The organism is Streptomyces sp. NPDC058646 (genome assembly GCF_042716875.1).
Taxonomy (GTDB): Bacteria; Actinomycetota; Actinomycetes; order Streptomycetales; family Streptomycetaceae; genus Streptomyces.
In genome coordinates this window covers 19,810-45,248 of sequence record NZ_JBHXRK010000004.1, presented here as the reverse complement: position 1 = coordinate 45,248, position 25,439 = coordinate 19,810, and the positions used below count along the sequence as shown (strand labels likewise).

Sequence of the window (25,439 nt, the reverse complement as noted above, 5' to 3'; positions counted from 1 at the left end):
CTCAGGGCCTCGTCAGGGTCAGGGCGTGGTCCATGGCCTGGAGCAGCCGGCCCGTCGTGGCCCGGTCGCGGACCGCGAGGCGCAGCCAGGACCGGTCCAGCCCCGGGAAGGTGTCCCCGCGGCGCACCGCGAAGCCCAGGGCGCGCAGCCGGACGCGGACCTCGGCGGCACCCTCCACCTGGATCAGGACGAACGGGCCCCGGGCCGCTCCCGCCACCCGGATCTCGTCGAACTCCGCGAGCCCGGCCAGCAGGTGCTCCCGGTCCACCGCGATCTGCTGCGCGGCCTTCTCCGCCTCGGCGAGCGCCTCCGGAGCCACACAGGCCTCGGCCGCCACCAGAGCCGGGGTCGACACCGGCCACAGGGGCTGGGCCGCCGCCAGCTTCGTGATCACCTCGGGCTCGGCCAGCACGTAGCCGATCCGCAGCCCCGCCAGCCCCCAGGTCTTCGTCAGGCTCCGCAGCACCACCAGCCCCGGCACGTCCGTCCGCCCGGCCAGGGCCTCCCGTTCGCCGGGGACCGCGTCCATGAACGCCTCGTCCACCACCAGGAGACGGCCGGGCCGCGCCAGCGCGGCCAGGGTGTCCGCCGGGTGCAGGACGGAGGTGGGGTTCGTCGGATTGCCGATGACCACCAGATCGGCGTCCTCGGGCACCGCCGCCGGGTCCAGCCGGAAGCCGTCCTCCGGCCGCAGGACCACCCGGCCCACCCGGTGGCCGGCGTCCCGCAGGGCCGCCTCCGGCTCGGTGAACTGCGGATGCACCACCACCGGCCGTACGGCGCCCAGGGCGCGCGCGATCAGGACGAAGGCCTCCGCGGCCCCGGCCGTCAGCAGCACCCGCCCGACGGGAAGCCCGTGCCGGGCGGCCACCGCCGCGCGGGCCGCGCGTCCGTCGGGGTACGAGGCGAGGTCCCCGAGGGAAGCCGCGATCCGCTGCGCGAGCCAGGCCGGGGGCGTGCCCGCGCGCACGTTGACGGCGAGGTCCACCAGTGAGGCGCCCGCGTCCACCACCTCCGCGTCCCCGTGGTGGCGCAGGTCGTGCGCGCAGACCGTGGCCACCGCGCAGGTCGCCGCCATCGAGCGCCGCTTCGGGACGAGGAGCTCCCCGCCCCCGGCGAGCGCGGCCGCCTCCGCGACCGACGGGGTCCCGGCCGCCTCGCGCGCGGTCTCCGAGGGGTGCGGCACCGCGACGGCCGCCAACTCGTCGGCGGGATAGCTGAGGAGGGGCACGCCGAAACGTTTCGCCGCCCCGGTGATCCCGGCTTCGCCCGCCTTCGACTCCACCGTCGCCAGGGCCGCCACCGCCCCCGGGGCCAGCCCGGCCCCCCGCAGGGTCTCCTCGACCAGCGCGCAGACCTCCGCCACGGAGACCCCCGCGCGTCCGCCGACCCCGACCACCACCTGCGCCGCGTACCCGCCCACCGCCGGTCCTCCCTCCGTAGTCACCGTCACCTCGCTACCGCCGCCACCGCTGCCGCCGTGGCCGCGACCGTCCTGGTCGTCCCCATGGTCCCGGTCGTCGTCCCCGTCCCGTCCGTTCCGGTCGTCGACCGACCGGCCGTCAACCGGGCGCACCCCGCCACCCGCGCGCGGACGTGCACGCGGAACGCGGAGTCGGTATTCAGGGGCACATGGCCGTGATCGTGGCGTTGGGTGCGTTCCTGATGACCCTGGCGGGCGGATGGACGGCGCAGCGCGTCACCGACCGCCGCCACCTCGTGCTGGGTCTGGCCGGCGGGCTGATGCTCGGCGTGGTCGGCCTCGACCTGCTCCCGGAGGCGCTGCACGCGGCGGGGGGCCCCGGGAACGAGGTGTTCGGGGTCCCGCTCGCCCTGCTGCTCTTCGTGGCCGGGTTCCTCGTCGCCCACGTGGTGGAACGCGGCCTGGCGGTCCGCCAGGCCGCGCACGGCGCCGAGGACCACGCCCGCACCCCCCAGGTCGGGCTCACCGCGGCCGCCGCGATGGTCGGCCACAGCCTGGCCGACGGCGTGGCGCTGGGCGCGGCCTTCCAGGTCGGCGGCGGCATGGGCGTCGCCGTGGCACTGGCGGTCATCACCCACGACTTCGCCGACGGGTTCAACACGTACACGCTGACCAGGCTGTACGGGAACGCCCGACGCAAGGCGCTGTGGATGCTCTTCGCGGACGCCGTCGCCCCCGTGGTGGGAGCGGCGTCCACGCTGCTGTTCACCCTTCCGGAGGAACCGCTCGGCGCCTACCTGGGCTTCTTCGGCGGAGTCCTGCTCTACCTGGCCGCCGCCGAGATCCTCCCGGAGGCGCACCACAAGCACCCCGCCCTGTCCACGCTGATGTGCACGGTGGGCGGGGTGGCCGGGATCTGGCTGGTGGTGGGCATCGCGGAGTGATCTCACGGCCGGTTCGCCGCCGCTTCCACGAACCGGCGGGCGACGGAGGGCTCGGCCGTCCAGTGGGTGTGCAGGTAGCTGGCGTGCACGCCCGCCTGTACGAAGCCCTCGACGCGCCGCTCCGGACGGGTGAAGCCCCAGGCCGGCGCGGTCCCCGCACCCGGCTCGATCACGGTGCGGTGGAACTCGTGCCCGCGCAGCCGGGTACCGGCCGCGGCGAGCGCGCTGTCGGACACCGCCACCGCCTCGCGATAGCCCAGCGTGAGGCGCTCCGACATCCGGGCGTCGGCGTCCAGCACCCCGCACATCGGCTTCCCGTCCAGCGACCGGGCGAGGTACAGCAGCCCGGCGCACTCGGCGGCCACGGGCCCGCCCTGCTCGGCGAAGTGGGCCACGGCCTTGCGGAGCGGCTCGTTCGCGGACAGCTCCGGCGCGTACACCTCCGGGAAGCCGCCGCCGATCACCAGGCCGGCGGTCCCCTCGGGCAGCGCCTCGTCCCGGAGCGGGTCGAAGGTGACGACCTCGGCCCCGGCCGCGGTGAGCAGCTCCGCGTGCTCCGCGTAGGAGAACGTGAACGCGGGTCCCCCGGCAACGGCGACCACCGGCGCGGCCGACGTGCCCGGCCCCTGCGGCGTCCGCGGGGCGGGAGCCGGGGCGGCGCCCCGGCTGCGCGTCAGCGCGTCAGCCGCGGACCAGGCCTCGCAGTCCAGCGCCGGGGCCGTACGGGCCAGGGCCATCAGCGCGTCCAGGTCGCACCCCGACCGGACCTGTTCCGCCAGCGCCGCCACCGCGGCCAGCGCGTCGGACCGCCGCTCGGCGACCGGGACCAGTCCCAGGTGCCGCGAGGGCGCGGCCACCTGCGGGGCCCGCCGCAGGACGCCGAGCACCGGCATCCCCGCTTCCTCCAGTGCCTCGCGCAGCATCACCTCGTGCCGGTCGGAGCCGACCTTGTTCAGGATGACGCCGCCCAGCCGCACCTGCGGATCGAAGGAGGCGAAGCCGTGGACCAGCGCCGCCACCGACCGGGACTGCGAGGAGGCGTCGACGACCAGTACCACCGGCGCCCGCAGCAGCTTCGCGACGTGCGCGGTCGAGGCCAGTTCGCCCCGCCCGGCGGCCCCGTCGTAGAGACCCATCACTCCCTCGACCACGGCGAGGTCGCACCCGGCCGCCCCGTGCGCGAACAGCGGAGCGACCAGCTCCGGCCCGCACATGAAGGCGTCGAGGTTGCGCCCCGGCCGGCCGGTGGCCAGCGCGTGGTACCCGGGGTCGATGTAGTCGGGCCCGGCCTTGTGCGGGGACACGGCGAGGCCGCGCTCCGCGAAGGCCGCCATCAGGCCCGTCGCGACGGTGGTCTTGCCGCTGCCGGACGACGGGGCGGCGACGACCAGCCGGGGGACGTGGAGAGACGTCACCACTCGATGCCCTTCTGGCCCTTCTGGCCGGCGTCCATCGGGTGCTTGACCTTGGTCATCTCGGTGACCAGGTCCGCGAACTCCACCAGCTTCTCCGGGGCGTTGCGTCCCGTGATCACCACGTGCTGCGTGCCGGGCCGGTTGCGCAGCACCTCGATGACCTCGTCGACGTCGATCCAGCCCCAGTGCATCGGGTAGGCGAACTCGTCGAGCACGTACAGCCTGTGCGTCTCGGCGGCCAGGTCGCGCTTGACCTGCTCCCAGCCCTCCTTGGCCGCCTGCTCGTTGTCGAGCTGCGCGTCCCGCTGGACCCAGGACCAGCCTTCGCCCATCTTGTGCCAGACCACCGTGCCGCCCTCGCCGGAGGCGCCGAGCACCTTGAGGGCGTTCTCCTCGCCGACCTTCCACTTCGCCGACTTGACGAACTGGAACACCCCGATCGGCCAGCCCTGGTTCCAGGCGCGCAGCGCCAGCCCGAAGGCCGCCGTCGACTTGCCCTTGCCGGGGCCTGTGTGGACGAAGACCAGCGGGCGGTTGCGGCGCTGGCGCGTCGTGAGTCCGTCGTCCGGAACGACGGACGGCTGTCCCTGCGGCATTACGCGGCCCTCCTGTTGCTGCTGTGCGGTGCGGGGGATGTCACGGATGTGCGTACGTTCTTCACGAGCCCGGCCAGCGAGTCGGCCCGCAGGCCGTCCAGGGTGACGGCGGGCCCGCCGAGGTCGGCGGCCAGCGTGCCGGCGAGCCCCAGCCGGACGGGCCCGGACTCGCAGTCCACCACGACGGACGTGACCCCTTCGGAACCCAGCAGCCGGGCGCTGCGGGCCGCGAGCGCGCGCGGGTCGCCGTCGAGGGACCCGGCCGAGGTGGCCCTGCCGTCGGTGACGACGACCAGCAGCGGGCGCCGGCTCGGATCCCGCAGCCGCTCGATGCGCAGGACCTCGCGGGCCTTCAGCAGCCCGGCGGCCAGCGGGGTGCGGCCGCCGGTCGGCAGCCGTTCCAGCCGGGCCGCCGCGGCGTCCACCGACGAGGTGGGCGGCAGCGCCAGCTCGGCGCCGGCCCCGCGGAAGGTGATCAGCCCGACCTTGTCCCGGCGCTGGTAGGCGTCGAGCAGCAGGGACAGCACGGCACCCTTGACGGCGCCCATGCGCTGCCGGGCGGCCATGGACCCGGAGGCGTCGACGAGGAACAGCACGAGGTTGCCCTCGCGGCCCTCCCGGGTCGCCTGCCGCAGGTCGTCCTTGCGCACGACGAGCCCGCGGCCGCTGCGCCCCCGGGCCTTCTGGTGCGGGGCGGCCGCGTGGACGGTGGCGGCCAGGTGCAGCTTCGTCAGATGCCCCCGGGGCCGCTGGGCTCCGGTGGTCCGGCCGTGCGCGGTGCGGGCACGCGAACGCCGCCCGGCCGCGCCCTCGCCGAGGCCGGGCACGCTCAGCATCTTGGTGCGGAACGGCTCGGTGGCCCGTACGGCAGCCTGCTCGGGCCCCTCGGCACCCCCGGCGGAGGGCTGCGGGGTCTCGGGGGCGTCCGAAGCGGCCTCGGCGCTCTGCGGCGGGGAGTCCGGGGAGGTCTCGGCGTCCGACGGTGCCTCAGGGGCCTGCGGGCCCTCGCCCCGCGGGGGCACCCCGCCGCCACCGTCGTCGTCGGGGTCGGGGTCGGTGTCCGGACCGGGGCCGGGCTCCGGGTCGGGCTCGTCCTCCGGCTCCTCGTCGGGGAACCGGTCGAGGATCTCGTCCAGCTTGTCCTCGTCCAGGCCGGGTGCGTCGAAGGGGTTGCGGCGCCGCCGGTGGGGGAGCGCCAGCAGGGCCGCCTGCCGCACGTCCTCCTTGCGCACGTCGGTCCGCCCGGCCCAGGCGGCCAGCGCGGTCGCGGCCCGGGCCATCACGATGTCGGCCCGCATCCCGTCGACCTCGAAGCCCGCGCAGGCCGCGGCGATCTGCAGCAGCGCGGTGTCCCCTAGGCGTACCCGCGGCAGCAGCGTCCGCGCCGCCACCACCCGGGCCCGCACCTCGTGTTCGTCGTCGGCCCACCGGGTCGCGAAGCCGGCCGGGTCGTCCTCGTAGGCGAGCCGGCGGCGTACGACCTCGACCCGCTGGGCGGGCTCGCGGGAGGCGGCGACCTCGACGGTCAGCCCGAACCGGTCCAGGAGCTGCGGCCGCAGCTCGCCCTCCTCGGGGTTCATGGTGCCGACGAGCAGGAAGCGCGCCGCGTGCCGCACGGACACGCCCTCGCGCTCGACGTAGGACGCGCCCATCGCGGCCGCGTCCAGCAGCAGGTCGATCAGGTGGTCGTGGAGGAGGTTGACCTCGTCCACGTACAGGATCCCGCGGTGGGCGTCGGCCAGCAGACCGGGCTCGAAGGCCTTCACGCCCTCGGCGAGGGCCCGTTCGATGTCGAGCGCGCCGACGAGACGGTCCTCGGAGGCGCCCACCGGCAGCTCCACCATCCGGGCCGGCCGCGCGGTCCCCGGTCCGGCCTCGTGCGGCCCGTCCGGGCAGGCCGGGTCCGGGGCGCCCGGCGCGCACGAGAAGCGGCACCGGGGTACGACGTCCACCTGCGGCAGCAGCGCGGACAGCGCGCGCACGGCGGTGGACTTGGCGGTCCCCTTCTCGCCGCGCACGAGAACGCCACCGACCGCCGGGCTCACGGCGTTGAGCAGGAGCGCCAGCCGCAGGTCGGTCTGGCCGACCACTGCGGTGAACGGGTAGGGCGTGCTCACGTGTTGCTCACTCCTTCGAACGTGCGGACGGTCGGTGCGTACGGTGCGTACGGTGCGGTCGCCGGGGCCGGCGGTGCGGGAGAGCCCCGCAGGGCCCGGCCCGTCACGGCGCGCCCGGCGGCAGGAAGGGCAGGCCCGCCGGGGCCCCGCCCTCGATCAGCCGCAGCAGCGCGTCCGTGTCCGCGTGCTCCTCGATCAGATCTCCCAGCAGGTCCAGCTGTTCCTCGCGCAGGGCCTCGAACGAGGTGTCCGGGGCCGGGACGAAGCGCCGTCCCGCCGCCGAGGCCACCTCGCGCAGGAACGCGCGGCGGAAGCCGTCCGACTCCAGCGAGCCGTGCCAGTGGGTCCCCCACACCGCGCCGACGCGGCAGCCGTCCAGGAAGGGGTCCCCGCCCAGGACTTCGGCCACGCCGTGGTGGATCTCGTACCCCGAGACCTCCTCGCCCAGCGCCGAACCCACCGGCCGGGCCAGGGTCTTCTCCACCGCGAAGCGGACCCGTACGGGCAGCAGGCCGAGACCGGCCACGGAACCCGCCCGCGACTCGACCTCGTCCTCGATGTGCTCGCCCAGCAGCTGGAAGCCGCCGCAGACGCCCAGGACCGGACGCCCCTCGGCGGCCCGCCGCACCAGCGCGTCCGCGAGCCCGCGCTCGCGCAGCCAGGCCAGGGCCTTCACCGTCCCGCGCGTGCCCGGTACGACGACCAGGTCCGCGTCGGCCAGTTCCTCGGCGCGGTCCACGAACCGCACCACGACCCCCGGCTCCGCCGCGAGCGCGTCGACGTCCGTGAAGTTCGACATCAGCGGGACCGCGCACACCGCGACCCGCAGCACGTCCTCGCCGGCCGGCGGGGCCACCACGGACTCGCGGACGGCGCCCCGCAGGGAGACCCGCAGGCCGTCCTCCTCGTCGATGCCCAGGCCGTGCCGGAAGGGCAGCACCCCGTACGTCGCCCGGCCGGTCAGGCCGCGCAGCATCTCCATGCCCGGCTCCAGCAGCGAGACGTCGCCGCGGAACTTGTTGACCAGGTACCCCGCGATCAGGGACTGGTCCTCGGGCGACAGCAGCGCGGTCGTCCCGAAGAAGGACGCGAAGACGCCGCCCCGGTCGATGTCGCCGACGACCACCACCGGGAACCGCGCGGCCCGCGCGATGCCCATGTTCACGATGTCGGTCCGGCGCAGGTTGATCTCGGCCGGACTGCCCGCCCCCTCGCAGATCACGGCGTCATACGTGCCCCGCAGCTGCTCCAGACAGTCCGTGACGATGCCCAGCAGCTGCTCCTGCCGGCCGCCGTGGTAGCCGCGGGCGCTCATCTCGCCCACCGGCTTGCCCAGCAGCACCACCTGGCTGCTGCGGTCACTGCCCGGCTTGAGCAGCACGGGGTTCATCAGCGCGGTGGGCTCCACGCGGGCCGCCTGTGCCTGCATGGCCTGGGCGCGCCCGATCTCGGCGCCCTCCCGCGTCACGAACGAGTTCAGCGACATGTTCTGCGCCTTGAACGGCGCCACCTTGACGCCGCTGCGGGCCAGCCAGCGGCAGATGCCGGCCGTGACCACGCTCTTGCCCGCGTCGGACGTGGTCCCGGCGACGAGCAGTCCGCCGCCGCGCTTCGCGCCGCTCATCCGCGCCGCCCCTTCCTCGTACCCGTACGGGCGACCAGCAGCCGGGCACCCACGCAGACCCCCAGCGCCAGCCAGGTCACCTGCCGCGACAGCCGTACCGCCCGCTCGATGTCCGCGACCGCCACCGGTCGGCCGGCCGCACCGTTCAGCACGGGCCGGTGCTCGACCCGTCCGCCGTACGCGAGGGTGCCGCCGAGGCGGACGCCGAGCGCCCCGGCGAAGGAAGCCTCCACGGGTCCGGCGTTCGGGCTGGGGTGCCCGGCGGCGTCCGCACGCCAGGCCCGCAGCGCTCCGCGCCGGTCCGGGCCGACCGCCACGGCGGCCAGCGCCGTGAGCCGGGCGCCCGGCCAGCCCGCGGCGTCGTCGAGGCGGGCGGAGGCCCAGCCGTAGCGCAGGTAGCGGGGGGACTTGTGGCCGACCATCGCGTCCAGCGTGTTCACGGCGCGGAAGGCCAGCAGCCCCGGGACGCCGGCGACGGCGCCCCACACCAGGGCCCCGACCACCGCGTCGGAGGTGTTCTCCGCGACCGATTCCACGACGGCACGGGCCATCTGCTGCTCGTCCAGGGCGTGCGGATCGCGTCCGCACAGGTGGGGCAGGCGCTCCCGGGCCACTTCGGCGTCCCCGGCGGCGAGCGCCCCGCCGATGGCACGGGCCTCCCGGCCCAGCGAGGTCCCCCCGACGACGGCCCAGGTGGCGGCGGCGGTCAGGGCGATGCGGGCGGCCGCGGGCCGGGCGCGCACGGCCCGGGCGCCCAGCGCGCCCACGGCCGCGGCGCCCCCGGCGCATATCAGGGTGTGCAGGACGCCCCGGGCGCGGTCGTCGCGCCACAGGGCGCGTTCGACGGCGGCGGAGGCTCGTCCGAAAGCGGCCACGGGGTGCCCCCGGCGCGGATCCCCGAGGATCCGGTCGCCGATCAGGCCCGCCGCGGCGCCGTACGCGAAGACGCGGTCGGCACGCATGGTGACAGGTATGTCCTCACTCAGGGTCCGCGCCCTGGTTCGACGTGACGGGCGGCGAGAGTTCCTGGCTCCCGGGACCCGCGCACGGCGCGCTCCCCGGTGACAGTGGCGGGACCGCGCCGGATTCGCACCGGACTTCCTCTCCATGCCGCCGTACTGGCTCGCGCAGTCCACCACGCGCCGCGAAGGCCCGTCAACTCACCGTTGACCTGCGGCGGGGTATGGGAAAGCTCCCTCCGGGCGAACCCGGAGGGAGCTTTCACGCCGTGGCCGCCGCGGTGCGGCGGATCAGGCGACGATCAGATAGATCCCGTACGCCACGGCGGCCGTGACGAGCGCGAAGCAGGCGTACGCACCGCTGCGGGCCAGGGTGGCGGTACCGCCCTGCTCGGTGGCGGCCTCGTGCTTGGACAGGCCCACCAGGCCCAGGGTGAACAGGGCCACGAGGGCGACGGTGGCGGTGAGGCTGACCCCGAAGACGGAGCCGAGTGCTTCCCAGTCGATCTTCATGCTGCGGATACCTCTGTCGTTCTCGGGGTCGGCCCGGTCAAAGCGCTGCGGCCGGAGCCGCCGGGGCCGGGATGGTGGCCTTCAGGTCCTCGTCCGTGACCGCGGCGGTGGTACCGGCGGCGGCCGCGGTCGGCGGGACGGTGACGGCGGCCATGGCCGTGGTGACGACGCCCGCTTCCTCGGCGCCGGCCTGCCCGATCTCGTTGACGTTGGTGTGGTCGACGACCTGGCGGCGGGAGATGAGCCAGATGGCCAGGCAGGAGCCGACCAGGAAGACCGTGACGGCGGCGACGCCGATGTCACCGGTGCGCATGACCAGCTCGGCGCCCGCGGCGACGAGAGCGGCGGCCGGCAGGGTCAGGCCCCAGGCGATGAACATGCGGGTGGCGGTGGACCAGCGGACCACACCGCCCTTGCGGCCCAGGCCCGCACCCATGACGGCGCCGGAGCACGCGTGGGTGGTGGAGAGGGAGAAGCCGAGGGAGGAGGAGGCCAGGATGACGCTGGCGGCCGAGGTCTGGGCGGCGAAGCCCTGCTGCGGCTGCAGGTCGGTCAGGCCCTTGCCCATGGTGCGGATGATGCGCCAGCCGCCCAGGTAGGTGCCCATCGCGATGGCCAGGCCGGCGGAGACGATGACCCAGACCGGCGGGTTGGCGCCGGGGGAGAGGGCGCCGCCGGCGACGAGCGCCAGGGTGATGATGCCCATCGTCTTCTGCGCGTCGTTGGTGCCGTGCGCCAGGGAGACGAGACCGGCCGAGGCGATCTGGCCGGTGCGGTAGCCCTTGGCCGAGGTCTTCTCGCCGACCTGGTTGCCCAGCTTGTACGTGACCTTGGCGGCCAGCATCGCGGCCAGGCCGGCCACGAGCGGGGCGGCGATCGCGGGGATCAGCACCTTGGTGACGACCACGCTGCCGTTGACGGCGCCGATGCCGGCGGAGGCGACCGCGGCACCGATCAGACCGCCCATCAGGGCGTGCGAGGAGCTGGAGGGCAGGCCGACCAGCCAGGTGACGAGGTTCCAGACGATCGCGCCGACCAGGGCGGCGAAGATCACCTCTGGCTGGATGCCTTCCTCGTTGACCAGGCCCTTGGAGATCGTCTTGGCGACCTCCACGGACATGAACGCGCCGACGAGGTTGAGCACGGCGGACATGGCCACCGCCGTCTTGGGCTTGAGGGCGCCGGTCGAGATGGTGGTGGCCATCGCGTTGGCCGTGTCGTGGAAACCGTTCGTGAAGTCGAACACGAGAGCGGTGATGATCACGATCCCGAGGAGAAGCGTTATGTGCTCCATTTACCCAGGCTTCTGTTTGACGTCAGTGGCTCGGCGACCGTAGGCAACCTGAATGAACGGAAGATGAACTGACACAGACCGAACGGTGTACTGGCCTTCCGCGGAATCGGAATCTTTGTCCCGATTCTGCCGCAGATCCAGCGATTAATGCACGTCAAAGCCGGGTGAATGAACCCTTCCGCGCCGGAACCTCCGCCCCGTCGCCCCGCCCTCCGCGACCCCGAAAGAGACGGGGATCACTCCGGTCGCCGTCCCGCGACGGAACGATCTCCTCCGGTGGCCCCCCGGGTCGCGCGCCCCGACACTGGAGCGGTGCGTACCGCCACAGCGACGGCAGCGGCCGTCATCACCGCCCTCCTGGGTGCCGGCGCGGCCGCGGTCGCGGCAGGCCGGTACGCCGCCGACGCCGCCCTGCAGCCCCGACCCGGCCGTCCCCTGCCCGGCGGGACCCGGCTCAGCGTCCACTCGGCCGGCGACGGCCGGATCGCCCTGACCCGCTCCCTGGCCTCCCTGCGCCCCGGTACCTACGGACTGGCCGCCCCCGGGGTGCACGCCGTGGTCGGCCCGGTCCTCGCCGACGCCCCGCACGACCCCGACACCGTCGTACGGCGCCTCCTGGCCGTCACCCACGGCACTCTCCGCCCCGGCGCCCGGGTCACCCTCACCCCCCAGGTCCACCTCGGCGATCCGCGCACCGCCCTCGGCCTCGACCACGCCGACGTGGACGTGCCCGGGGAGCTCGGAGCCCTCCCGGCCTGGTTCGTCCCCGGCGCCCGGGACACCTGGGTCATCACCGTGCACGGGCTCGGCAGCAGCCGCGAGCACCCGATGGTGGTCATGCCCTTCCTCCACCGCCTCCGGCTGCCCGTTCTCGACCTGGCCTACCGGGGCGATCTCGGCGCCCCCGCCTCCCCGGACGGCCTCGGCCACCTCGGCGAGTCCGAGTGGCGCGACCTGGACGCCGCCATCCGCTACGCCCTGCGCTACGGGGCCCGCCGCGTGGTCCTGCACGGCTGGTCCACCGGCGCCACCATGGCCCTGCACGCCGCCGAACGCTCGGCGCTCGCCGGGCGGATCGCCGGACTGGTCCTGGACTCGCCCGTGCTCGACTGGCACGCCACCCTGCGCGGCCTCGCCGCGGCGCGCCGGACCCCGGCCGCGGTGCTGCCGCTGGCCGTCCGGGCCGCCGAGGGCCGGGCCGGACTGCGCGCCGACCGGCGGGCACCAGGAGCCGATCCGGGCGCCCTGCGGGTACCCGTACTGATCTTCCACGGCCCGGACGACACGCTCGCGCCCTGGGACGCCTCCCGCCGGCTCGTCGCGGCCCGCCCCGACCTCGTCACCCTGCACACCGTGCGCGAGGCCGGGCACGGCGCGATGTGGAACGCGGACCCGGCCCGGTACGAGGAAACGCTGCGCCGGTTCCTCACTCCTCTCATGTGAAGGGCCGTCACATGTGAAGGCCGTGTGGCGGACCGCGGTCAGGCGGGCGGGTTGTCCGGGTCTGTGACCCCGCCCGATCGTGGAAACGGCCGATTCCGTTTGGGCTTTCGGCCAGTGACGGGCGAGACTGCTTCCGTGACGTCCCGAAAGCCTGATGAGCAGTTGGCTCGCGACTCCAGACTCCGCCTCGTCTCCCCGCGTTCCGTCGCCACGGCCCGCAAGGCGGTGACCGACCGGCGGACCCGGCCGGCCCCGCGGCCCCCCGCCGGCACGCCCGCCACGGCCGACCTCGCGAACCGGGCCCGCGCCTCGCTCGCCGACGCCGTACGCCTGACCCGCTGGGCCGAGCGCAACCTCGGCGCCGGGGACGGGGGCCGGCCCGCACCGACGGGAGCCCTGCTCGCCGCGGACGTCGAACGGGCCGCCGGGGAACTGAACCTGACGCACGGCCAGATCAGGGTCGGCTGGGACCGCGCCCGCCTCGCCGGACTCGTCGAGGTGCACGGCGGCCACGCCCGGCCCGGCTGGCGGCTGCGCGCCTGGGACCGCGACGACACCGCCGTCCTGCGCGGCTGGGTCGCCCTCTTCGACGCCTGGTCGCTGGTCCACCCGGCCCCCGCCGACATCGCCCCCTCGGCCGTCGCCGAAGTGGTCGAGGCCATGCCCCAGCTCCTCTCCCTGCTCCAGCTGTCGGCCGGCCCCGTGACCGTCCCCGACCTGCTCGACCTGCTCGGGCAGCGGGTCACCGAGCTGCGCGACGAGCGGTGCGAGATCCCCTACGACGCCGCCCCTCAGCCGGCGTCCGCCGCACCCCCCGTACCCCTCGCCCGGCTGCTGCGCTGGGCCCTCGGCGGACTCGCCGCCGTGGACGCCGTCACCCTCGGCCCCGCCCGGGCCGCCCTCACCCCGCTGGGGAGCTGGGCCGTCTGGGTCAAGCTCGAACAGATCTGCGTCGCCGCGCAGAGCACCGCCGGGAACATCGAGCAGTCGGCCGCCGCCATGCTGCACGGCTGCGCCCGGCTCACCCCCGGCCCGGCCCGCGCCGAATACCGGGCCTGGCTCGCCGCCCGGCCCGTCGGCCACGCCGTCAGCGAGCTGCTGCACGCCGCCCGGGGCGAGGACGCCCTGCTGCGCGGCCTGGCCTTCGAGGCGCTGCGCGTGGTCGGCGCCCCCGCCGAACCCGAGGTGCGTGCCGCCGTGCGCGAGCCCACCCTGCGCCCCTACGCCCTGCTCTGGCTCGCCGAGCACGACGGGGTCGACCCCGACGAGGCGCAGGACGTGCTGACCGCCGAGGAGTCGACCTGGCTCTGGGTGGACACCGCTGCGGCCATCGCCGACCACGGCGAGGCCGAGCTGCTGGCCCGCCACCTGGACTCGGCCGTACGGACCACCGTGCCCCGCCTGCTGGACGAGGTCCGGGCGGTGGGACACCCGCGCACCGTGCAGGTCCTGGTCGCCCTGGCCGCTGCCCACCCCGACCCCGCCCTGGCCAAGGCCGTCCGGCGGGCCGCGTTCCAGGTCCACACCGGCGGCGTCTGAGGCCCGGCGCACCTCCGCGGGGGCCCGTACGCACGCCGTACGGGCCCCCGCGGCGCCTCCGCCTCGATCCGGCAGGGCCGGCCGGACGCGCGGTGCGTCCGTCTAGACCTGCGGTGCGTACGTGCCGAAGCTCCAGATGTTCCCCTCGCCGTCCCGGGCCATGTAGTCCCGTGAGCCGTAGTCCTGGTCGGTGGGCTCCATGAGGATCTCCACCCCGTGCTCCACGGCCCGCCGGTGATGGGCGTCCACGTCCTCCACGACGACGTACACCCCCGACGGTCCCGCGTCGCTCATGGCCTTGTCGAAGACCCCGCCGGTGCCCTTGCTCCCCAGCATCACCACACCGTTGCCGTAGGCCAGCTCCGCGTGTGCCACGGAGCCGTCCTCACCCTCGTAGACGGCGACCTGGCTGAAGCCGAAGGCCTCGGTCAGCAGTTTGATGGCCGCCTTCGCATCGCGGTAGACCAGCGTGGGACAGATGGACGGAACGCCTGCCATGACGATCACTCCCTCTCGTGACGGTGACCCGCGTCACAGCATGGCAGGCGCCGCCGACCGTCAGCGGAAGGTGTTGCACTGGGCCATGTCGCCGGTGCGGTAGCCCTGGTGGAACCACTGCTGGCGCTGCTGGGCCGACCCGTGCGTCCAGGCCTCCGGCGTCACCCGGGCCTGGAGCTTCTCCTGGATCCGGTCGTCGCCTACCGCCGCCGCCGCGTCCAGCCCGTCCCTGATGTCCTGGTCGGTCAGGCTGGTGATCAGCGGCCGGCCCGCCTCGTCCGGGGTGTTCGTCGCGTGGTGCGCCCACACCCCCGCGTAGCAGTCGGCCTGGAGCTCGACCTTGACCGCATTGCTGTCCGCACCCTGGCGCCCGTCCTGGGAGCGCTGGAGCGTCCCCGTCAGGTTCTGGATGTGGTGCCCGTACTCGTGGGCGACGACGTACGCCTGGGCGAAGGGGCCGCCGGTCGCGCCGAACTTCGTCCGCAGCTCGTCGAAGAAGTCCAGATCCAGGTAGACCTGCCGGTCGGCGGGGCAGTAGAAGGGGCCCACGGCCGCGGTGGCCGCGCCGCAGGCGGTGTTCACCCGGCCGGTGAAGAAGACCGTCGACGCGGGGGAGTACTGGCCCCCGCGCCGGGCGAACTCCTGCCTCCAGAAGTCCTGGGTGCTGTTGACCACGGCGACCAGCCGGCAGTCCTCCCGGGCGTTCGCGTCCTGCCCGGTCCGGCAGGCCTGCTGGACCTGGTTCACGGACGAGGAGGACGGCGCCGGCTCCTGGTCCCCGGACGACAGGCCCAGCTGCTCCGGCCCCACGCCGAACAGCAGGCCCATGACCAGCGCGATGAGGCCGATGATGCCGCCGCCGACCGTGGCCCTCCCGCCCGGGATCCGGCTCCCGCGCACGTCCTTGACCTCGGAGGTGTCCAGATTGGCGTTGTCGTCGAACTGCATCCCGCACCGCCCTCGGATCGTGAAAGCCGGGAGCCACGTGGACCGCCCATGCGGCGAGTATCAACCCATTCACCCCTCTACGCCCCCCGGCCCGGGGGTGCGGCCGCTGGGCCGTACGGGGGATGCGGCGGGCGGGGCGCGGGGCCCCGGGCGGCCCGGAAAGTAGTTGCGCACCCCCGGTAGAATGTCTGTCATGGCAAATCTCCTCGCGGATTAGCGGCGTCGAAGCTTCGCGTCCTGCCCCCCTTCCGCCGTCCCCACCGCCCTGGAGTATTTCCGTGATCACCGCCACCGGCATCGAGCTGCGCGCCGGCGCCCGCGTCCTCATCGAGTCCGCCTCCTTCCGCGTCGCCAAGGGCGACCGCATCGGCCTGGTCGGCCGCAACGGAGCGGGCAAGACCACCCTCACCAAGTGCCTCGCGGGCGAAGGACAGCCCGCCGCCGGCTCCATCGCCTGCTCGGGCGAGGTCGGCTACCTGCCGCAGGACCCGCGCACCGGCGACCTCGACGTCCTGGCCCGTGACCGGATCCTGTCCGCCCGCGGCCTCGACGTCCTGATCAAGAAGATGCGCGCCAACGAGGAGCGCATCGCCACCGGCTCCGGCGGCACCCGCGACAAGGCGATGAAGCAGTACGAGCGCCAGGAGACGGAGTTCCTGACCAAGGGCGGGTACGCCGCCGAGGCGGAGGCCGCCACGATCTCGGCCGCCCTCGGCCTGCCCGACCGGGTGCTCGGCCAGCCGCTGCACACCCTCTCCGGTGGTCAGCGCCGCCGCGTCGAGCTGGCCCGGATCCTCTTCTCGGACGCCGACACCCTGCTCCTCGACGAGCCCACCAACCACCTCGACGCCGACTCGATCGTCTGGCTGCGGGACTACCTGAAGAACTACCGCGGCGGCTTCATCGTGATCTCCCACGACGTCGACCTGGTCGAGACCGTCGTGAACAAGGTGTTCTACCTGGACGCCAACCGCGCCCAGATCGACGTCTACAACATGGGCTGGAAGCTCTACCAGCAGCAGCGCGAGGCCGACGAGAAGCGCCGCAAGCGCGAGCGGCAGAACGCGGAGAAGAAGGCCGCGGCGCTGAACTCCCAGGCCGACAAGATGCGCGCCAAGGCGACCAAGACCGTCGCCGCGCAGAACATGGCCAAGCGCGCCGAGCGGCTGCTGTCCGGCCTGGAGGCCGTCCGCGTCTCCGACAAGGTCGCCAAGCTGCGCTTCCCGGACCCGGCGCCCTGCGGCAAGACCCCGCTGACCGCCGAGGGCCTGTCGAAGTCCTACGGCTCGCTGGAGATCTTCACCGACGTCGACCTGGCCATCGACAAGGGCTCCCGGGTCGTCATCCTCGGCCTCAACGGTGCCGGCAAGACCACCCTGCTGCGCCTGCTGTCCGGCACCGAGAAGCCCGACACCGGCACGGTCGTCCCCGGCCACGGACTCAAGCTCGGGTACTACGCCCAGGAGCACGAGACCCTGGACCCGGAGCGCACGGTCCTGGAGAACATGCGCTCCTCCGCGCCCGACCTGGACCTGGTCGCCGTACGCAAGACGCTCGGCTCCTTCCTGTTCTCCGGGGACGACGTGGACAAGCCCGCCGGGGTGCTCTCGGGCGGCGAGAAGACCCGTCTGGCCCTGGCCACCCTGGTCGTCTCCTCGGCGAACGTGCTGCTGCTCGACGAGCCCACGAACAACCTCGACCCGGCCAGCCGCGAGGAGATCCTGGGCGCGCTGCGCACCTACAAGGGCGCCGTCATCCTCGTCACACACGACGAGGGTGCCGTCGAGGCCCTGGAGCCCGAGCGGATCATCCTGCTGCCGGACGGCGTGGAGGACCTCTGGGGCCCGGACTACCGGGACCTGGTCGCGCTCGCCTGACCCCTCCACGCGAGGTGATCCAGTTCCTTATGGATCATTCGGCTCAGACGTGATCCATCATCTGAGTGAGACGGTCTCGTACCGTTGCACGCTGTACGACGGCCCCGGCCGCGCCCGCGAGGGCGTTCCGCCGGGGCCGCTCCGTTTCCGGCGCCCGGCTCCTGACCTGGGGATTCCCGGCGCGAGTGGAGGAGTGTGACGGAGGTCATGCAGCGGAAGAGGAGATTCCGTTCTGCTCGTGCGTCCACTGGGTGAGAAATGCCGTTGCACCGACCTTGCTGAATGGGTGGCCAGGAAGCGTGGGAGGGGTGATCATGAGAAGTCCAGAGCGCACTTCCCATGAGGAGGCACGGGTGGCCGAGACTCTGAAGAAGGGCAGCCGGGTGACCGGCGCCGCGCGCGACAAGCTCGCGGCAGACCTGAAGAAGAAGTACGACTCCGGTGCGAGTATCCGGGCGCTGGCCGAAGAGACCGGCCGGTCCTACGGATTCGTCCACCGGATGCTCAGTGAGTCCGGGGTTTCGCTGCGCGGCCGCGGTGGCGCGACGCGCGGCAAGAAGGCGGCTACGGCCTGATCCTGGTCCAACCGTTCCAATGGCTTCACCTGTCCCAACGGTTCCTTCGGTGACCCCCGGCCGGCTGCGCGGCCGACCGGGTGGTTACTGTGCAGTCACTTAGGCCGAGTCCGCGGCCGACTGCACACCGGAGGCATACAGATGGCTCTGCTCGACAAGGACGGCGTACGGCTCATCGTGGACGACACGCTCGCCACGGTGACACTGACCAATCCGGCCAAGCGAAACGCTCAATCCCCTGCGCTCTGGCGGGCTTTGGCGGAGGCCGGAAGGTTGTTGCCGGGCACCGTCCGGGTCGTCGTGCTGCGTGGCGAGGGCAAGTCCTTCTCCGCGGGGCTGGACCGGCAGGCATTCACCCCCGAGGGCTTCGAGGGCGAGCCGTCCTTCCTCGACCTGGCGCGCGGTTCGGACGAGCTGCTCGACTCCACCATCGCCGAGTACCAGGAGGCCTTCACCTGGTGGCGGCGCAACGACGTCATCTCCGTCGCCGCCGTGCAGGGGCACGCGATCGGCGCGGGATTCCAGCTCGCGCTCGCCTGCGACCTGCGCGTGGTCGCGGACGACGTGCAGTTCGCCATGCGCGAGACCACCCTGGGCCTGGTCCCCGACCTGACCGGCACCCAGCCCCTGACCTCCCTGGTCGGCTATGCCCGCGCGCTGGAGATCTGCGCGACGGGCCGCTTCGTGCACGCCGAGGAGGCCGAGCGCGTCGGCCTCGCCAACCTCGTGGTGCCGGCGGACGAGCTCGACGCCGCCGTCCAGGACCTCGCCACCGCCCTGCTGGCCCCGCCGCGCGACGCGGTGACCGAGACCAAGGCACTGCTGCGCGGTGCGGCTTCCCGGTCGTACGAGGACCAGCGCACCGCCGAGCGCGCGGCCCAGGCCCGGCGCCTGCGCGACCTGGCGGGCCTCTCCGACTGACGCGGCGCGCCCCCGCGCGCCCCCGCTCCCGCCCCGCTTCCCCCGCCGGACGCGGGGCGGCGGCATGCCCGGGCCGGATCGGGGCAGGAAGCGGAGGCGGATCCGGCCGTCCGGCCCGGTCTCCGGGCGGCGACGGGGGTGCCCGCTTACCGTGGGTCGGGAGTCCGCACGCCGCGCGGACGTTCCCAGGCCCTCGATCCTGAAGGACGAGCGATGACCGAATCCGCAGCAGGAGGCGGGGCGAAGTCCCCCGCCGACCGGGGCCGTACGACCATCGCCGACGGGGTGGTCGAGAAGATCGCCGGACTGGCCGCCCGCGAGGTCGTGGGCGTGCACGCCATGGGCAGCGGCAGCGGCCTCGCCCGCACCTTCGGAGCCGTGCGCGACCGGGTCCCCGGGGCCCAGCGGCCGGCCGTCAGCCGCGGGGTGAAGGCTGAGGTCGGCGAGGTCCAGACGGCCCTCGACCTGGAGATCGTCGTCCACTACGGCGTGTCGATCCGCGAGGTGGCCCGGGCGGTCCGTGAGAACGTCGTCTCGGCCGTGGAACGGATGACCGGCCTGGAGGTCGTCGAGGTCAACATCGCGGTCAGCGACGTGAAGCTGCCCGACGAGGAGGACGAGGAGCCGGAGTCCCGGCTCCAGTGACCGGGAGGAGCCCGATGAGCATGGCGGCCGTCGGCCTGTTGGCCGGCATGGCACTGGGGTTCGCCGGGTACTTCGGCGGCTTCGGGGCCTTCCTGCTGGTGGCGGCCCTCGGCGCCGTCGGCTTCGTCGTCGGCCGGTTCCTCGACGGGGACCTGGAACCCGGCGACCTGTTCCGGCCGCGTGACCGGGGCGACCGCGACGACCGGCGCCGGTGAGGCCCCGGTGACCACGCCCCGGCCCTCACCGCCCAAGGTGCCCGCCGCAGACCGGGGGGCCACCCGCATCGCCGACCGCGTCGTGGCCAGGATCGCGGCCCAGGCCGCCCGGGAGGCGCTGACCACCGGGCCCGGCGCGGCCCCGTACGCCACCGTCACCGTGCACCACGACATCGCACGGGTACGGATCGGCCTGGAACTCGCCTACCCCTCCGACCTGGCCGCCCAGTGCGCGGCCGTACGCCGCGAGGTCGCCCGGCGCATCGAGGAGTGCGCGTCCATGGCCGTGCCCGAGGTGGACATCGAGATCGAGCACCTGCACGCCCCGCCCGCGCGGCCCGCCGCCGGGCAGGACCGGCGGCTGCGGTGACCGCCCCCGCCGCCCCGGGTGGGCCGCAGGCCCCGGCGCGGCCCGTGCGCCGGTTCCGCTCCGCCCGCCGGATCCCGGCCGCGCTCACCGCCCTCCTCGTCCTGGCGGCGGCGGGCCTGGCCCTCTACGAGCTGGCCGCCGTACGGGCCGGCCGCCCCGGCACGTACTGGCGCCGCGAACTCGCCCGGCAGCTGGACCGCCTCACCCCGGCCGACCCGGCGGTGCTGACCGGCGGCGGACTCCTCGTGGCCGCCGGGGCACTGCTCCTGCTGCTGGCCCTCACCCCGGGGCTCCGCCAGGTCCTGCCCATGCGGCCGCCCCCGGACCGGGACGCGGACCTGCGGGCCGGGCTCGGACGGAAGGCGGCCGCGCAGGTGCTGCGGGACCGGGCCATGGAGGTGGCGGGGGTGCGGTCGGTACGGGTCGAAGTGGGCCGGACCCGCATCGGGGTACGGGCCACCTCGCACTTCCGCGAACTGGACGACGTACGGGCCGACCTGGAGGCGGTGCTCGCGGTCGCCGTCGGGGAGCTGGGCCTCGCCCACCCGCCGCGACCCCGCGTACGGGTCGGCCGGGCCGCCGTGGCGAAGGGATGACGCGGTGACGGGAACGCTCGGAGCGGTGAACCGGATCCTGCTGGCGCTGACGGGCCTCGCCCTGCTGGCGACCGGGATGGCCGTGCTCACCGCGTCCTGGCCGCTGGGCGGCCGGCACGAACCGCTGCTGACGGCGCAGACCCGGAGCCGCTCCTGGCACGCCGACGGCTGGTGGTGGTGGGCCCTGTGCGCCGGCCTCGCGCTGGCCGTCCTGCTGGCCCTGTGGTGGTTCGTGGCCCAGCTGAGGCGGCCGAGGCCCGCCTCGGTGGCCGTGGACACCGGGGACGGCGCCTTCGCCCTGCTGCGCGGGCGGGCCCTGGAGGAGGCGGTGGCCGCGGAAGCCGAAGCCCTGGACGGGGTGGCCGGCTGCCGGGTCGTCCTGCGCGGCACCCGGGGCGCGCCCGCGCTGCGTATCACGCTGGAGCTGGAACCGTACGCCGTGCCGGCCGACGCCCTGGCCGGGCTGGCGGGCCCGGTCCTCACCCACGCCCGCAGCTCGGCGGGCCTCCCCGCACTGCCCGCGGAGGCCCGCCTGCGGGTCACGTCCCACCGGGCCCGGCGGGTGACCTGAGCCGGGCGGGAAGGACGGCGCCTCAGAAGCCGCGCCGGAAACCGCCGTCGACCGGGAGCATGACGCCCGTCAGGTACGAGGCCGCCGGCGAGAGCAGGAAGGCCGCCGTGCGGCCGAACTCCTCGGGCGTGCCGTAGCGCCGCAGCGGGATGCGGGACTCGTTCCCGGCCCGGGAGGCCGCCGCGTCCCCGGACAGCGCGTCGAGCTCGCGGACGCGGTCGGTGTCGATGCGTGCCGGGAGGAGGCCCACGACCCGGATCCCGCGCGGGCCGAGGTCCACCGAGAGGGACTTCGCGAAGCCCGCGAGGCCCGGGCGCAGGCCGTTGGAGACGGTCAGGCCTGGAATCGGCTCGTGGACCGAGCCGGACAGGACGAAGCCGATGACCCCGCCCTCACCCAGCTCGGCCGCCGCCGCGCGGGCCAGCCGGACCGCACCCAGGAAGACGGACTCGAAGGCCGCCGTCCACTGCTCGTCGGTGTTGTCCGCGGCCACGCCCGGCGGGGGGCCGCCGACGCTGATGAGGATGCCGTCCAGGCGCCCGAACCGTTCGCGGGCGGTGGCCAGGAGCGCTCCGGCCGCGGCCGGATCGGCGTTGTCGGCGGCCACGCCCACCGCATGGGGGCCGAGGGAGGCAGCGGCATCCGCCGCGCGCTTCCCGTCCCGGCCCGTCACGACGACCTTCGCGCCGTCGGCGGTCAGTTCACGGGCGGCGGCGAACCCGAGGCCGCGCGTGGCCCCGGTGACGACGTAGACACGGTCCTTCAGTCCAAGATCCATGCCGACACGTTACGCCGCTGTCGCGGGCTCACGTGCGGCGGATGCGGCCGCGGCCTCCTCACGGTCCCGCTTCTCCCGGCGGACGAGCACGATCCAGCCCACCGGCACCGCGGACGCGAAGAGCCACCACTGGACGGCGTACGCCATGTGCGCGCCGATCGAGTCGTGGTCGGCCTCGGGGACCGGCTCGGGTCCCCCGTCCGACGGGACCGGGGCGGTGAGTTCCAGGTAGCCGCCGAGCACGGGCCGGCCCAGGGACTGTGCCTGCTGCCCGCTGTTGATCAGCATCACCTGGCGGTCCGGCAGGCCCTTGCGGTCCTTGATGCCGCTGCCGCCGCTGGTCTCGTCGGCCTTCAGCCGCCCGGTGACCGTGACCTCGCCCGAGGGGGCGGCCGGCACCGGCGGGTACGCGCGGGGGTCGCCGCCGCCCGGTACCCAGCCGCGGTTGACGAGCACGGCCCGGCCGTCGGTGAGCAGGAGCGGGGTCACGACGTGGAAGCCGACCTTGTCGTCGCCCGAGGTCCGCATCCGTACGACGACCTCGTGCGCGGAGTCGTACGTGCCGGTCGCGGTGACGGCGCGCCAGTAGTCGGCACGCGGGACCACATGGCCGGGGGAGGTGACCTCCGTCAGGGGGACGGGCTGAGCCCGCAGGTTCTTCTCGATCAGCTCGTTCTGCGCGACCCGGTGCTCGTGGCGGTGGAACTGCCAGAACCCCAGCTTGATCATCGCGGGGATGAGGGCGAGGGCGACGAGGGTGAGGCACACCCACTGCCGGGTCAGTACAAAGCGGTACACGCCCACGACGGTACCCCCAGCCGAACCGACCCCGGCGGCCGGGTGGCCGTCCGGGGTCGTGGTGGACGGGACCGGGCACGGGGCGTCCGTTCGGGACACCGGGAGCCCGGGAGGGCCGGCCGTGGCCGCGGCCGCGGTCAGACGTGGTCCTTGACGCCCACCTTCCCCTCCGCCCGGGCGCAGTGCGCCCCGCAGAACCACTGCCCCTCGACCTCGACGCCCTGTCCGATGATCTGGACGCGGCAGTGCTCGCAGATGGGCGCCATGCGGTGGATGGCGCAGGAGAAGCAGTCGAAGACGTGCACGGCGCCCTGCGCGTGCACCTCGAAGGACATGCCGTAATCGTTTCCGCAGACCTCACAACGTGCCATGCGCGGCATGCTGCGCACCGCGGCGGACCGGAACAAGATCCAGCGGGGTGAGTCGCGGCGCCTGCACCCGGGCGGCGCAACGCGCGCAGCCGCGCACCGCTGCGGCCGCCCTACTCCCCGGCCGCCGCCACGTCCCGCAACAGCTGGGTGAAGGCCGCCTCGTCGACGACCGGCGTGCCGAAGGCCTTCGCCTTGACCGTCTTCGAGGTCGCCGAGTCGGGGTCGTTCGTCACGAGGAGGCTGGTGAGCCGCGACACACTCGTCGCGACGTGCAGGCCCGCCTCCACCGCGCGGTCCTCCAGCAGTTCCCGGTCGACCGAGGTGTCACCGGAGAAGGCGATGCGCATGCCCTGCTTCAGCGGCTTGCCGTCCTCGAACCGCCCCGGGTTCGGGTGCGGGCACGGCGGCCGCCTGCGGGAGGGCCGCCAGCTGCCGCCCCGGTACGAGGCCTGCTGGCCGATGCGCGGGCTGACGGGCGAGTCCGACCACTCCGTCAGCGGCCGGCACTCCAGCAGCGGCAGCCGTACGCCGTCCCGCGCGGCCGCGTGCAGCGACGGACGGAAGGCCTCGGCCAGCACCCGGGCGTCGTCGAGCGCGTGGTGGGCGCGCTGCTGGACCACGCCGAAGTGCGCGGCGAGCGACTCCAGCTTGTGGTTGGGCAGCGGCAGGTTCAGTTCCTTCGACAGGGCGATGGTGCACAGCCGCTGACGGACCGGGGCGGTCTCGGCGGCCCGCGCGTACTCCCTGGCGATCATCTGCCAGTCGAAGATGGCGTTGTGCGCGACCAGGACCCGGTCCGCGAGCCGGCCGGCGAACTCCTCGGCGATGTCCTTGAAGAGCGGCGCGTCCTGGAGCACCTCGCTCGTCAGACCGTGGATCCACACCGGGCCCGGGTCCCGCTGCGGGTTGACCAGGCTGTACCAGTGGTCCTCCACGTTGCCCCGGGCGTCCAGCCGGTAGACGGCGGCGGAGACTATCCGGTCGTCGCGAGCGAGCCCGGTGGTCTCCACGTCGACGACCGCGTACCCCTGTGGGTACGCGGTCGGCCACGTCGTCTCTGCGGTCGTACGGTCGTAGAGCATGGTCACATACGATATCGGCCCCCACCGACAGCCGTGGCCCCGATGCCCTCACGGCCCCCCGCGGAGCTCAGCCCAGGACGGCGACGAGGTCGCCCGCCGCCAGCTGTTCCGTACGGCAGCCGTCAACGGGCCCAGGCGGCGGGCGGTATACGGCGCCGCTCGCGCCGGGGCCGGGGCGACCTCGCCGTCCACCGGCGCGAGGAAGGCCGATCTGCCCGAGGCCGCGGTGGCCGCGAGTGCCTCGACCCGCGCCGACGGGAGCAGGCCGTCCGGGTCGCGCAGTCCGGCCGGCCGGCGAAGGCCGCGGGAACATCCGCAGCACCTCGCCGTCGGGCAGCGCCCGGAAGCTGCCCTGGGGGACGGTGGTCAGGGCCTTGGCCGCCGCCCGCGTGACCTCCCCGCGCGGGGAGAACACGCTGCGGGTGCCCGGCAGATGGCGGATCCGCAGCCGCCCTGGCGCGCACAGCAGGGGCCCCGGGCCGGCCTTCGGGAGCCGCCGCTCCAGCACCTCGGCCACCTGTGGCGGAAGGTCCTCGGCCGCGCTCGGCCACTACGGCGAGGGCCCGGTCGGGGTCTCCGCCGCGCAGGGCCGTGCCATGCGCGGTCCGCCTCCCCGCCGGACCACACGGCGAGCGGCCGCACGGGGGGCGGACCCGCGCACCCGGTTCACGGCGGCGGCCCGGACGGCGACAGCAGGGCTCGCACGAGAGCCCGTACGGACAGCAGGAAGAGCCGTTCCGGATCGGCCGGGCGGGCCAGGGAGCGGGCCAGCGCCGGGTCGTGGGGGGCGGCGGCGGGGTCCCACAGGTCGCTCTCGGCGGGGGACTGGGCGGGGGAGCGCTCGCGGTTGCGCTCGACGAGCAGGAAGCCGACGATCTGGAACTGGACGGCGCGGACCGCGTCGGCCGCCCGGGCCCCGCGCAGGCCCGCGGCGTGCACCTCGTGGACGAGGGCCTGCTGGGCGGGCAGGAACATCCGCTCGGTGAGCCCGCGTTCGTGGACCATCGCGATCAGGTGCGGCCGGGCGCGCAGTTCGCGGCGCAGGACGCGGGCCACCGAGAGGATCCGCTCGGCGGGGGTGCGTCCGGCCGGCCGGATCGCGCCCATCTCCTCGACCGTCCGCTCGACGAGGGCGTCCAGGAGCGATTCGCGGTTGCCGACGTGCCAGTAGATGGAGGTCACCGCGGTGCCCAGGTCCGCGGCGAGCTTGCGCATGGTGAGCGCGGCCGGTCCGTGCTGCCTGACCAGGGACGCGGCGGCGTCCAGGACCTCCGCGCGGGTCAGTGAGGATCTGGCCATGTCCACGGCCGCCAATCTGTTGGAACGT

At 74.5% G+C, this 25,439-nt stretch carries 27 protein-coding genes and 1 riboswitch; of the genes, 11 read left to right on the top strand and 16 right to left on the bottom strand.

What is annotated here, in order from left to right; genetic code table 11:
* Position 1 precedes the first annotated feature (1 nt).
* Entirely contained in the window at positions 2–1,453 is a 1,452-nt protein-coding gene (cobC, locus tag ACFWUZ_RS06800) for an Rv2231c family pyridoxal phosphate-dependent protein CobC (protein WP_384368220.1), read from the bottom strand.
* Positions 1,454–1,632: 179 nt separating this feature from the next.
* Here cobC and ACFWUZ_RS06795 point away from each other — a divergent pair, with 179 nt between their 5' ends.
* Entirely contained in the window at positions 1,633–2,367 is a 735-nt protein-coding gene (locus ACFWUZ_RS06795; protein WP_384368217.1) for a ZIP family metal transporter, read from the top strand.
* Positions 2,368–2,369: 2 nt separating this feature from the next.
* Here the strand turns inward: ACFWUZ_RS06795 and ACFWUZ_RS06790 are convergent, their stop codons facing one another.
* The 7 genes from ACFWUZ_RS06790 to ACFWUZ_RS06760 form a co-directional block, all read right to left on the bottom strand.
* On the bottom strand, positions 2,370–3,785 hold the full coding sequence (locus tag ACFWUZ_RS06790; RefSeq protein ID WP_384368214.1) for a cobyrinate a,c-diamide synthase: 1,416 nt from the start codon (positions 3,783–3,785) through the stop codon (positions 2,370–2,372).
* Positions 3,779–4,378 carry a cob(I)yrinic acid a,c-diamide adenosyltransferase gene (gene cobO / locus ACFWUZ_RS06785; protein ID WP_384368212.1) on the bottom strand — a complete coding sequence of 200 codons (600 nt, stop codon included), beginning with the start codon at positions 4,376–4,378 and terminating at the stop codon, positions 3,779–3,781. Before cobO ends, ACFWUZ_RS06790 begins: the two co-directional genes overlap by 7 nt.
* A complete protein-coding gene (locus ACFWUZ_RS06780) occupies positions 4,378–6,495 on the bottom strand; it encodes a putative cobaltochelatase (RefSeq protein ID WP_384368210.1) in 2,118 nt (705 codons plus the stop codon). The genes cobO and ACFWUZ_RS06780 overlap by 1 nt, the downstream gene beginning before the upstream one ends.
* Before the next feature lie 103 nt (positions 6,496–6,598).
* Entirely contained in the window at positions 6,599–8,119 is a 1,521-nt protein-coding gene (locus tag ACFWUZ_RS06775; protein ID WP_384368207.1) for a cobyric acid synthase, read from the bottom strand.
* Positions 8,116–9,081, bottom strand: coding sequence for a cobalamin biosynthesis protein (locus ACFWUZ_RS06770; protein WP_384368204.1), 966 nt, complete (start codon positions 9,079–9,081; stop codon positions 8,116–8,118). Before ACFWUZ_RS06770 ends, ACFWUZ_RS06775 begins: the two co-directional genes overlap by 4 nt.
* 58 nt (positions 9,082–9,139) lie before the next feature.
* Positions 9,140–9,224: riboswitch (cobalamin riboswitch) on the bottom strand.
* Positions 9,225–9,369: 145 nt separating this feature from the next.
* Positions 9,370–9,591 carry a hypothetical protein gene (locus ACFWUZ_RS06765; protein ID WP_384368201.1) on the bottom strand — a complete coding sequence of 74 codons (222 nt, stop codon included), beginning with the start codon at positions 9,589–9,591 and terminating at the stop codon, positions 9,370–9,372.
* A gap of 37 nt (positions 9,592–9,628) precedes the next feature.
* Positions 9,629–10,885: an anion permease gene (locus ACFWUZ_RS06760; protein ID WP_384368198.1), complete on the bottom strand. Its 1,257-nt coding sequence runs from the start codon at positions 10,883–10,885 to the stop codon at positions 9,629–9,631.
* A 312-nt stretch (positions 10,886–11,197) separates the two neighbouring features.
* Here ACFWUZ_RS06760 and ACFWUZ_RS06755 point away from each other — a divergent pair, with 312 nt between their 5' ends.
* Both ACFWUZ_RS06755 and ACFWUZ_RS06750 read left to right on the top strand, forming a co-directional pair.
* Entirely contained in the window at positions 11,198–12,328 is a 1,131-nt protein-coding gene (locus ACFWUZ_RS06755) for an alpha/beta hydrolase family protein (RefSeq protein ID WP_384368195.1), read from the top strand.
* Between the two features lie 135 nt (positions 12,329–12,463).
* Positions 12,464–13,867, top strand: coding sequence for a hypothetical protein (locus ACFWUZ_RS06750; RefSeq protein ID WP_384368193.1), 1,404 nt, complete (start codon positions 12,464–12,466; stop codon positions 13,865–13,867).
* Positions 13,868–13,969: 102 nt separating this feature from the next.
* On the opposite strand, the gene ACFWUZ_RS06745 is transcribed toward ACFWUZ_RS06750, so the two are convergent.
* Both ACFWUZ_RS06745 and ACFWUZ_RS06740 read right to left on the bottom strand, forming a co-directional pair.
* Positions 13,970–14,365, bottom strand: coding sequence for a VOC family protein (locus ACFWUZ_RS06745; RefSeq protein WP_384368190.1), 396 nt, complete (start codon positions 14,363–14,365; stop codon positions 13,970–13,972).
* 60 nt (positions 14,366–14,425) lie between these two features.
* Positions 14,426–15,313, bottom strand: coding sequence for a neutral zinc metallopeptidase (locus ACFWUZ_RS06740; protein WP_384368187.1), 888 nt, complete (start codon positions 15,311–15,313; stop codon positions 14,426–14,428).
* Between the two features lie 278 nt (positions 15,314–15,591).
* Between ACFWUZ_RS06740 and ACFWUZ_RS06735 the strand changes: the two genes are divergently transcribed.
* The 8 genes from ACFWUZ_RS06735 to amaP all read left to right on the top strand — a co-directional run bounded on the left by ACFWUZ_RS06735 (position 15,592) and on the right by amaP (position 21,083).
* A complete protein-coding gene (locus tag ACFWUZ_RS06735) occupies positions 15,592–17,190 on the top strand; it encodes an ABC-F family ATP-binding cassette domain-containing protein (RefSeq protein WP_384368184.1) in 1,599 nt (532 codons plus the stop codon).
* Positions 17,191–17,543: 353 nt separating this feature from the next.
* A complete protein-coding gene (locus tag ACFWUZ_RS06730) occupies positions 17,544–17,765 on the top strand; it encodes a helix-turn-helix domain-containing protein (RefSeq protein ID WP_030010789.1) in 222 nt (73 codons plus the stop codon).
* Between the two features lie 141 nt (positions 17,766–17,906).
* Entirely contained in the window at positions 17,907–18,686 is a 780-nt protein-coding gene (locus tag ACFWUZ_RS06725) for an enoyl-CoA hydratase/isomerase family protein (protein ID WP_384368181.1), read from the top strand.
* A 213-nt stretch (positions 18,687–18,899) separates the two neighbouring features.
* Positions 18,900–19,331: an Asp23/Gls24 family envelope stress response protein gene (locus tag ACFWUZ_RS06720; protein ID WP_384368178.1), complete on the top strand. Its 432-nt coding sequence runs from the start codon at positions 18,900–18,902 to the stop codon at positions 19,329–19,331.
* 14 nt (positions 19,332–19,345) lie between these two features.
* A complete protein-coding gene (locus ACFWUZ_RS06715) occupies positions 19,346–19,546 on the top strand; it encodes a hypothetical protein (protein ID WP_384368175.1) in 201 nt (66 codons plus the stop codon).
* A 7-nt stretch (positions 19,547–19,553) separates the two neighbouring features.
* Positions 19,554–19,916, top strand: a complete 363-nt coding sequence (locus ACFWUZ_RS06710) for a hypothetical protein (RefSeq protein WP_384368172.1) — start codon at positions 19,554–19,556, stop codon at positions 19,914–19,916.
* A complete protein-coding gene (locus ACFWUZ_RS06705) occupies positions 19,913–20,512 on the top strand; it encodes a DUF6286 domain-containing protein (RefSeq protein WP_384368169.1) in 600 nt (199 codons plus the stop codon). Before ACFWUZ_RS06710 ends, ACFWUZ_RS06705 begins: the two co-directional genes overlap by 4 nt.
* A gap of 4 nt (positions 20,513–20,516) precedes the next feature.
* Positions 20,517–21,083: an alkaline shock response membrane anchor protein AmaP gene (amaP, locus tag ACFWUZ_RS06700; RefSeq protein WP_384368166.1), complete on the top strand. Its 567-nt coding sequence runs from the start codon at positions 20,517–20,519 to the stop codon at positions 21,081–21,083.
* A gap of 22 nt (positions 21,084–21,105) precedes the next feature.
* On the opposite strand, the gene ACFWUZ_RS06695 is transcribed toward amaP, so the two are convergent.
* The 6 genes from ACFWUZ_RS06695 to ACFWUZ_RS06670 all read right to left on the bottom strand — a co-directional run bounded on the left by ACFWUZ_RS06695 (position 21,106) and on the right by ACFWUZ_RS06670 (position 25,411).
* Entirely contained in the window at positions 21,106–21,861 is a 756-nt protein-coding gene (locus tag ACFWUZ_RS06695; protein WP_384368163.1) for an SDR family oxidoreductase, read from the bottom strand.
* Between the two features lie 9 nt (positions 21,862–21,870).
* Positions 21,871–22,659 carry an SURF1 family protein gene (locus ACFWUZ_RS06690; RefSeq protein WP_384368160.1) on the bottom strand — a complete coding sequence of 263 codons (789 nt, stop codon included), beginning with the start codon at positions 22,657–22,659 and terminating at the stop codon, positions 21,871–21,873.
* Positions 22,660–22,796: 137 nt separating this feature from the next.
* Complete coding sequence (locus tag ACFWUZ_RS06685; RefSeq protein WP_362302298.1) at positions 22,797–23,030, bottom strand: hypothetical protein; 234 nt, start codon at positions 23,028–23,030, stop codon at positions 22,797–22,799.
* Positions 23,031–23,140: 110 nt separating this feature from the next.
* Complete coding sequence (locus ACFWUZ_RS06680) at positions 23,141–24,112, bottom strand: DEDDh family exonuclease (RefSeq protein ID WP_384368157.1); 972 nt, start codon at positions 24,110–24,112, stop codon at positions 23,141–23,143.
* A 67-nt stretch (positions 24,113–24,179) separates the two neighbouring features.
* Positions 24,180–24,629 (bottom strand): hypothetical protein, encoded by a 450-nt coding sequence (locus ACFWUZ_RS06675; protein WP_384368155.1) that lies wholly within the window; start codon positions 24,627–24,629, stop codon positions 24,180–24,182.
* A 149-nt stretch (positions 24,630–24,778) separates the two neighbouring features.
* The gene (locus ACFWUZ_RS06670) at positions 24,779–25,411 is read right to left on the bottom strand and encodes a TetR/AcrR family transcriptional regulator (protein WP_384368838.1); all 633 of its coding nucleotides are present in this window, start codon (positions 25,409–25,411) and stop codon (positions 24,779–24,781) included.
* Positions 25,412–25,439: the final 28 nt, after the last annotated feature.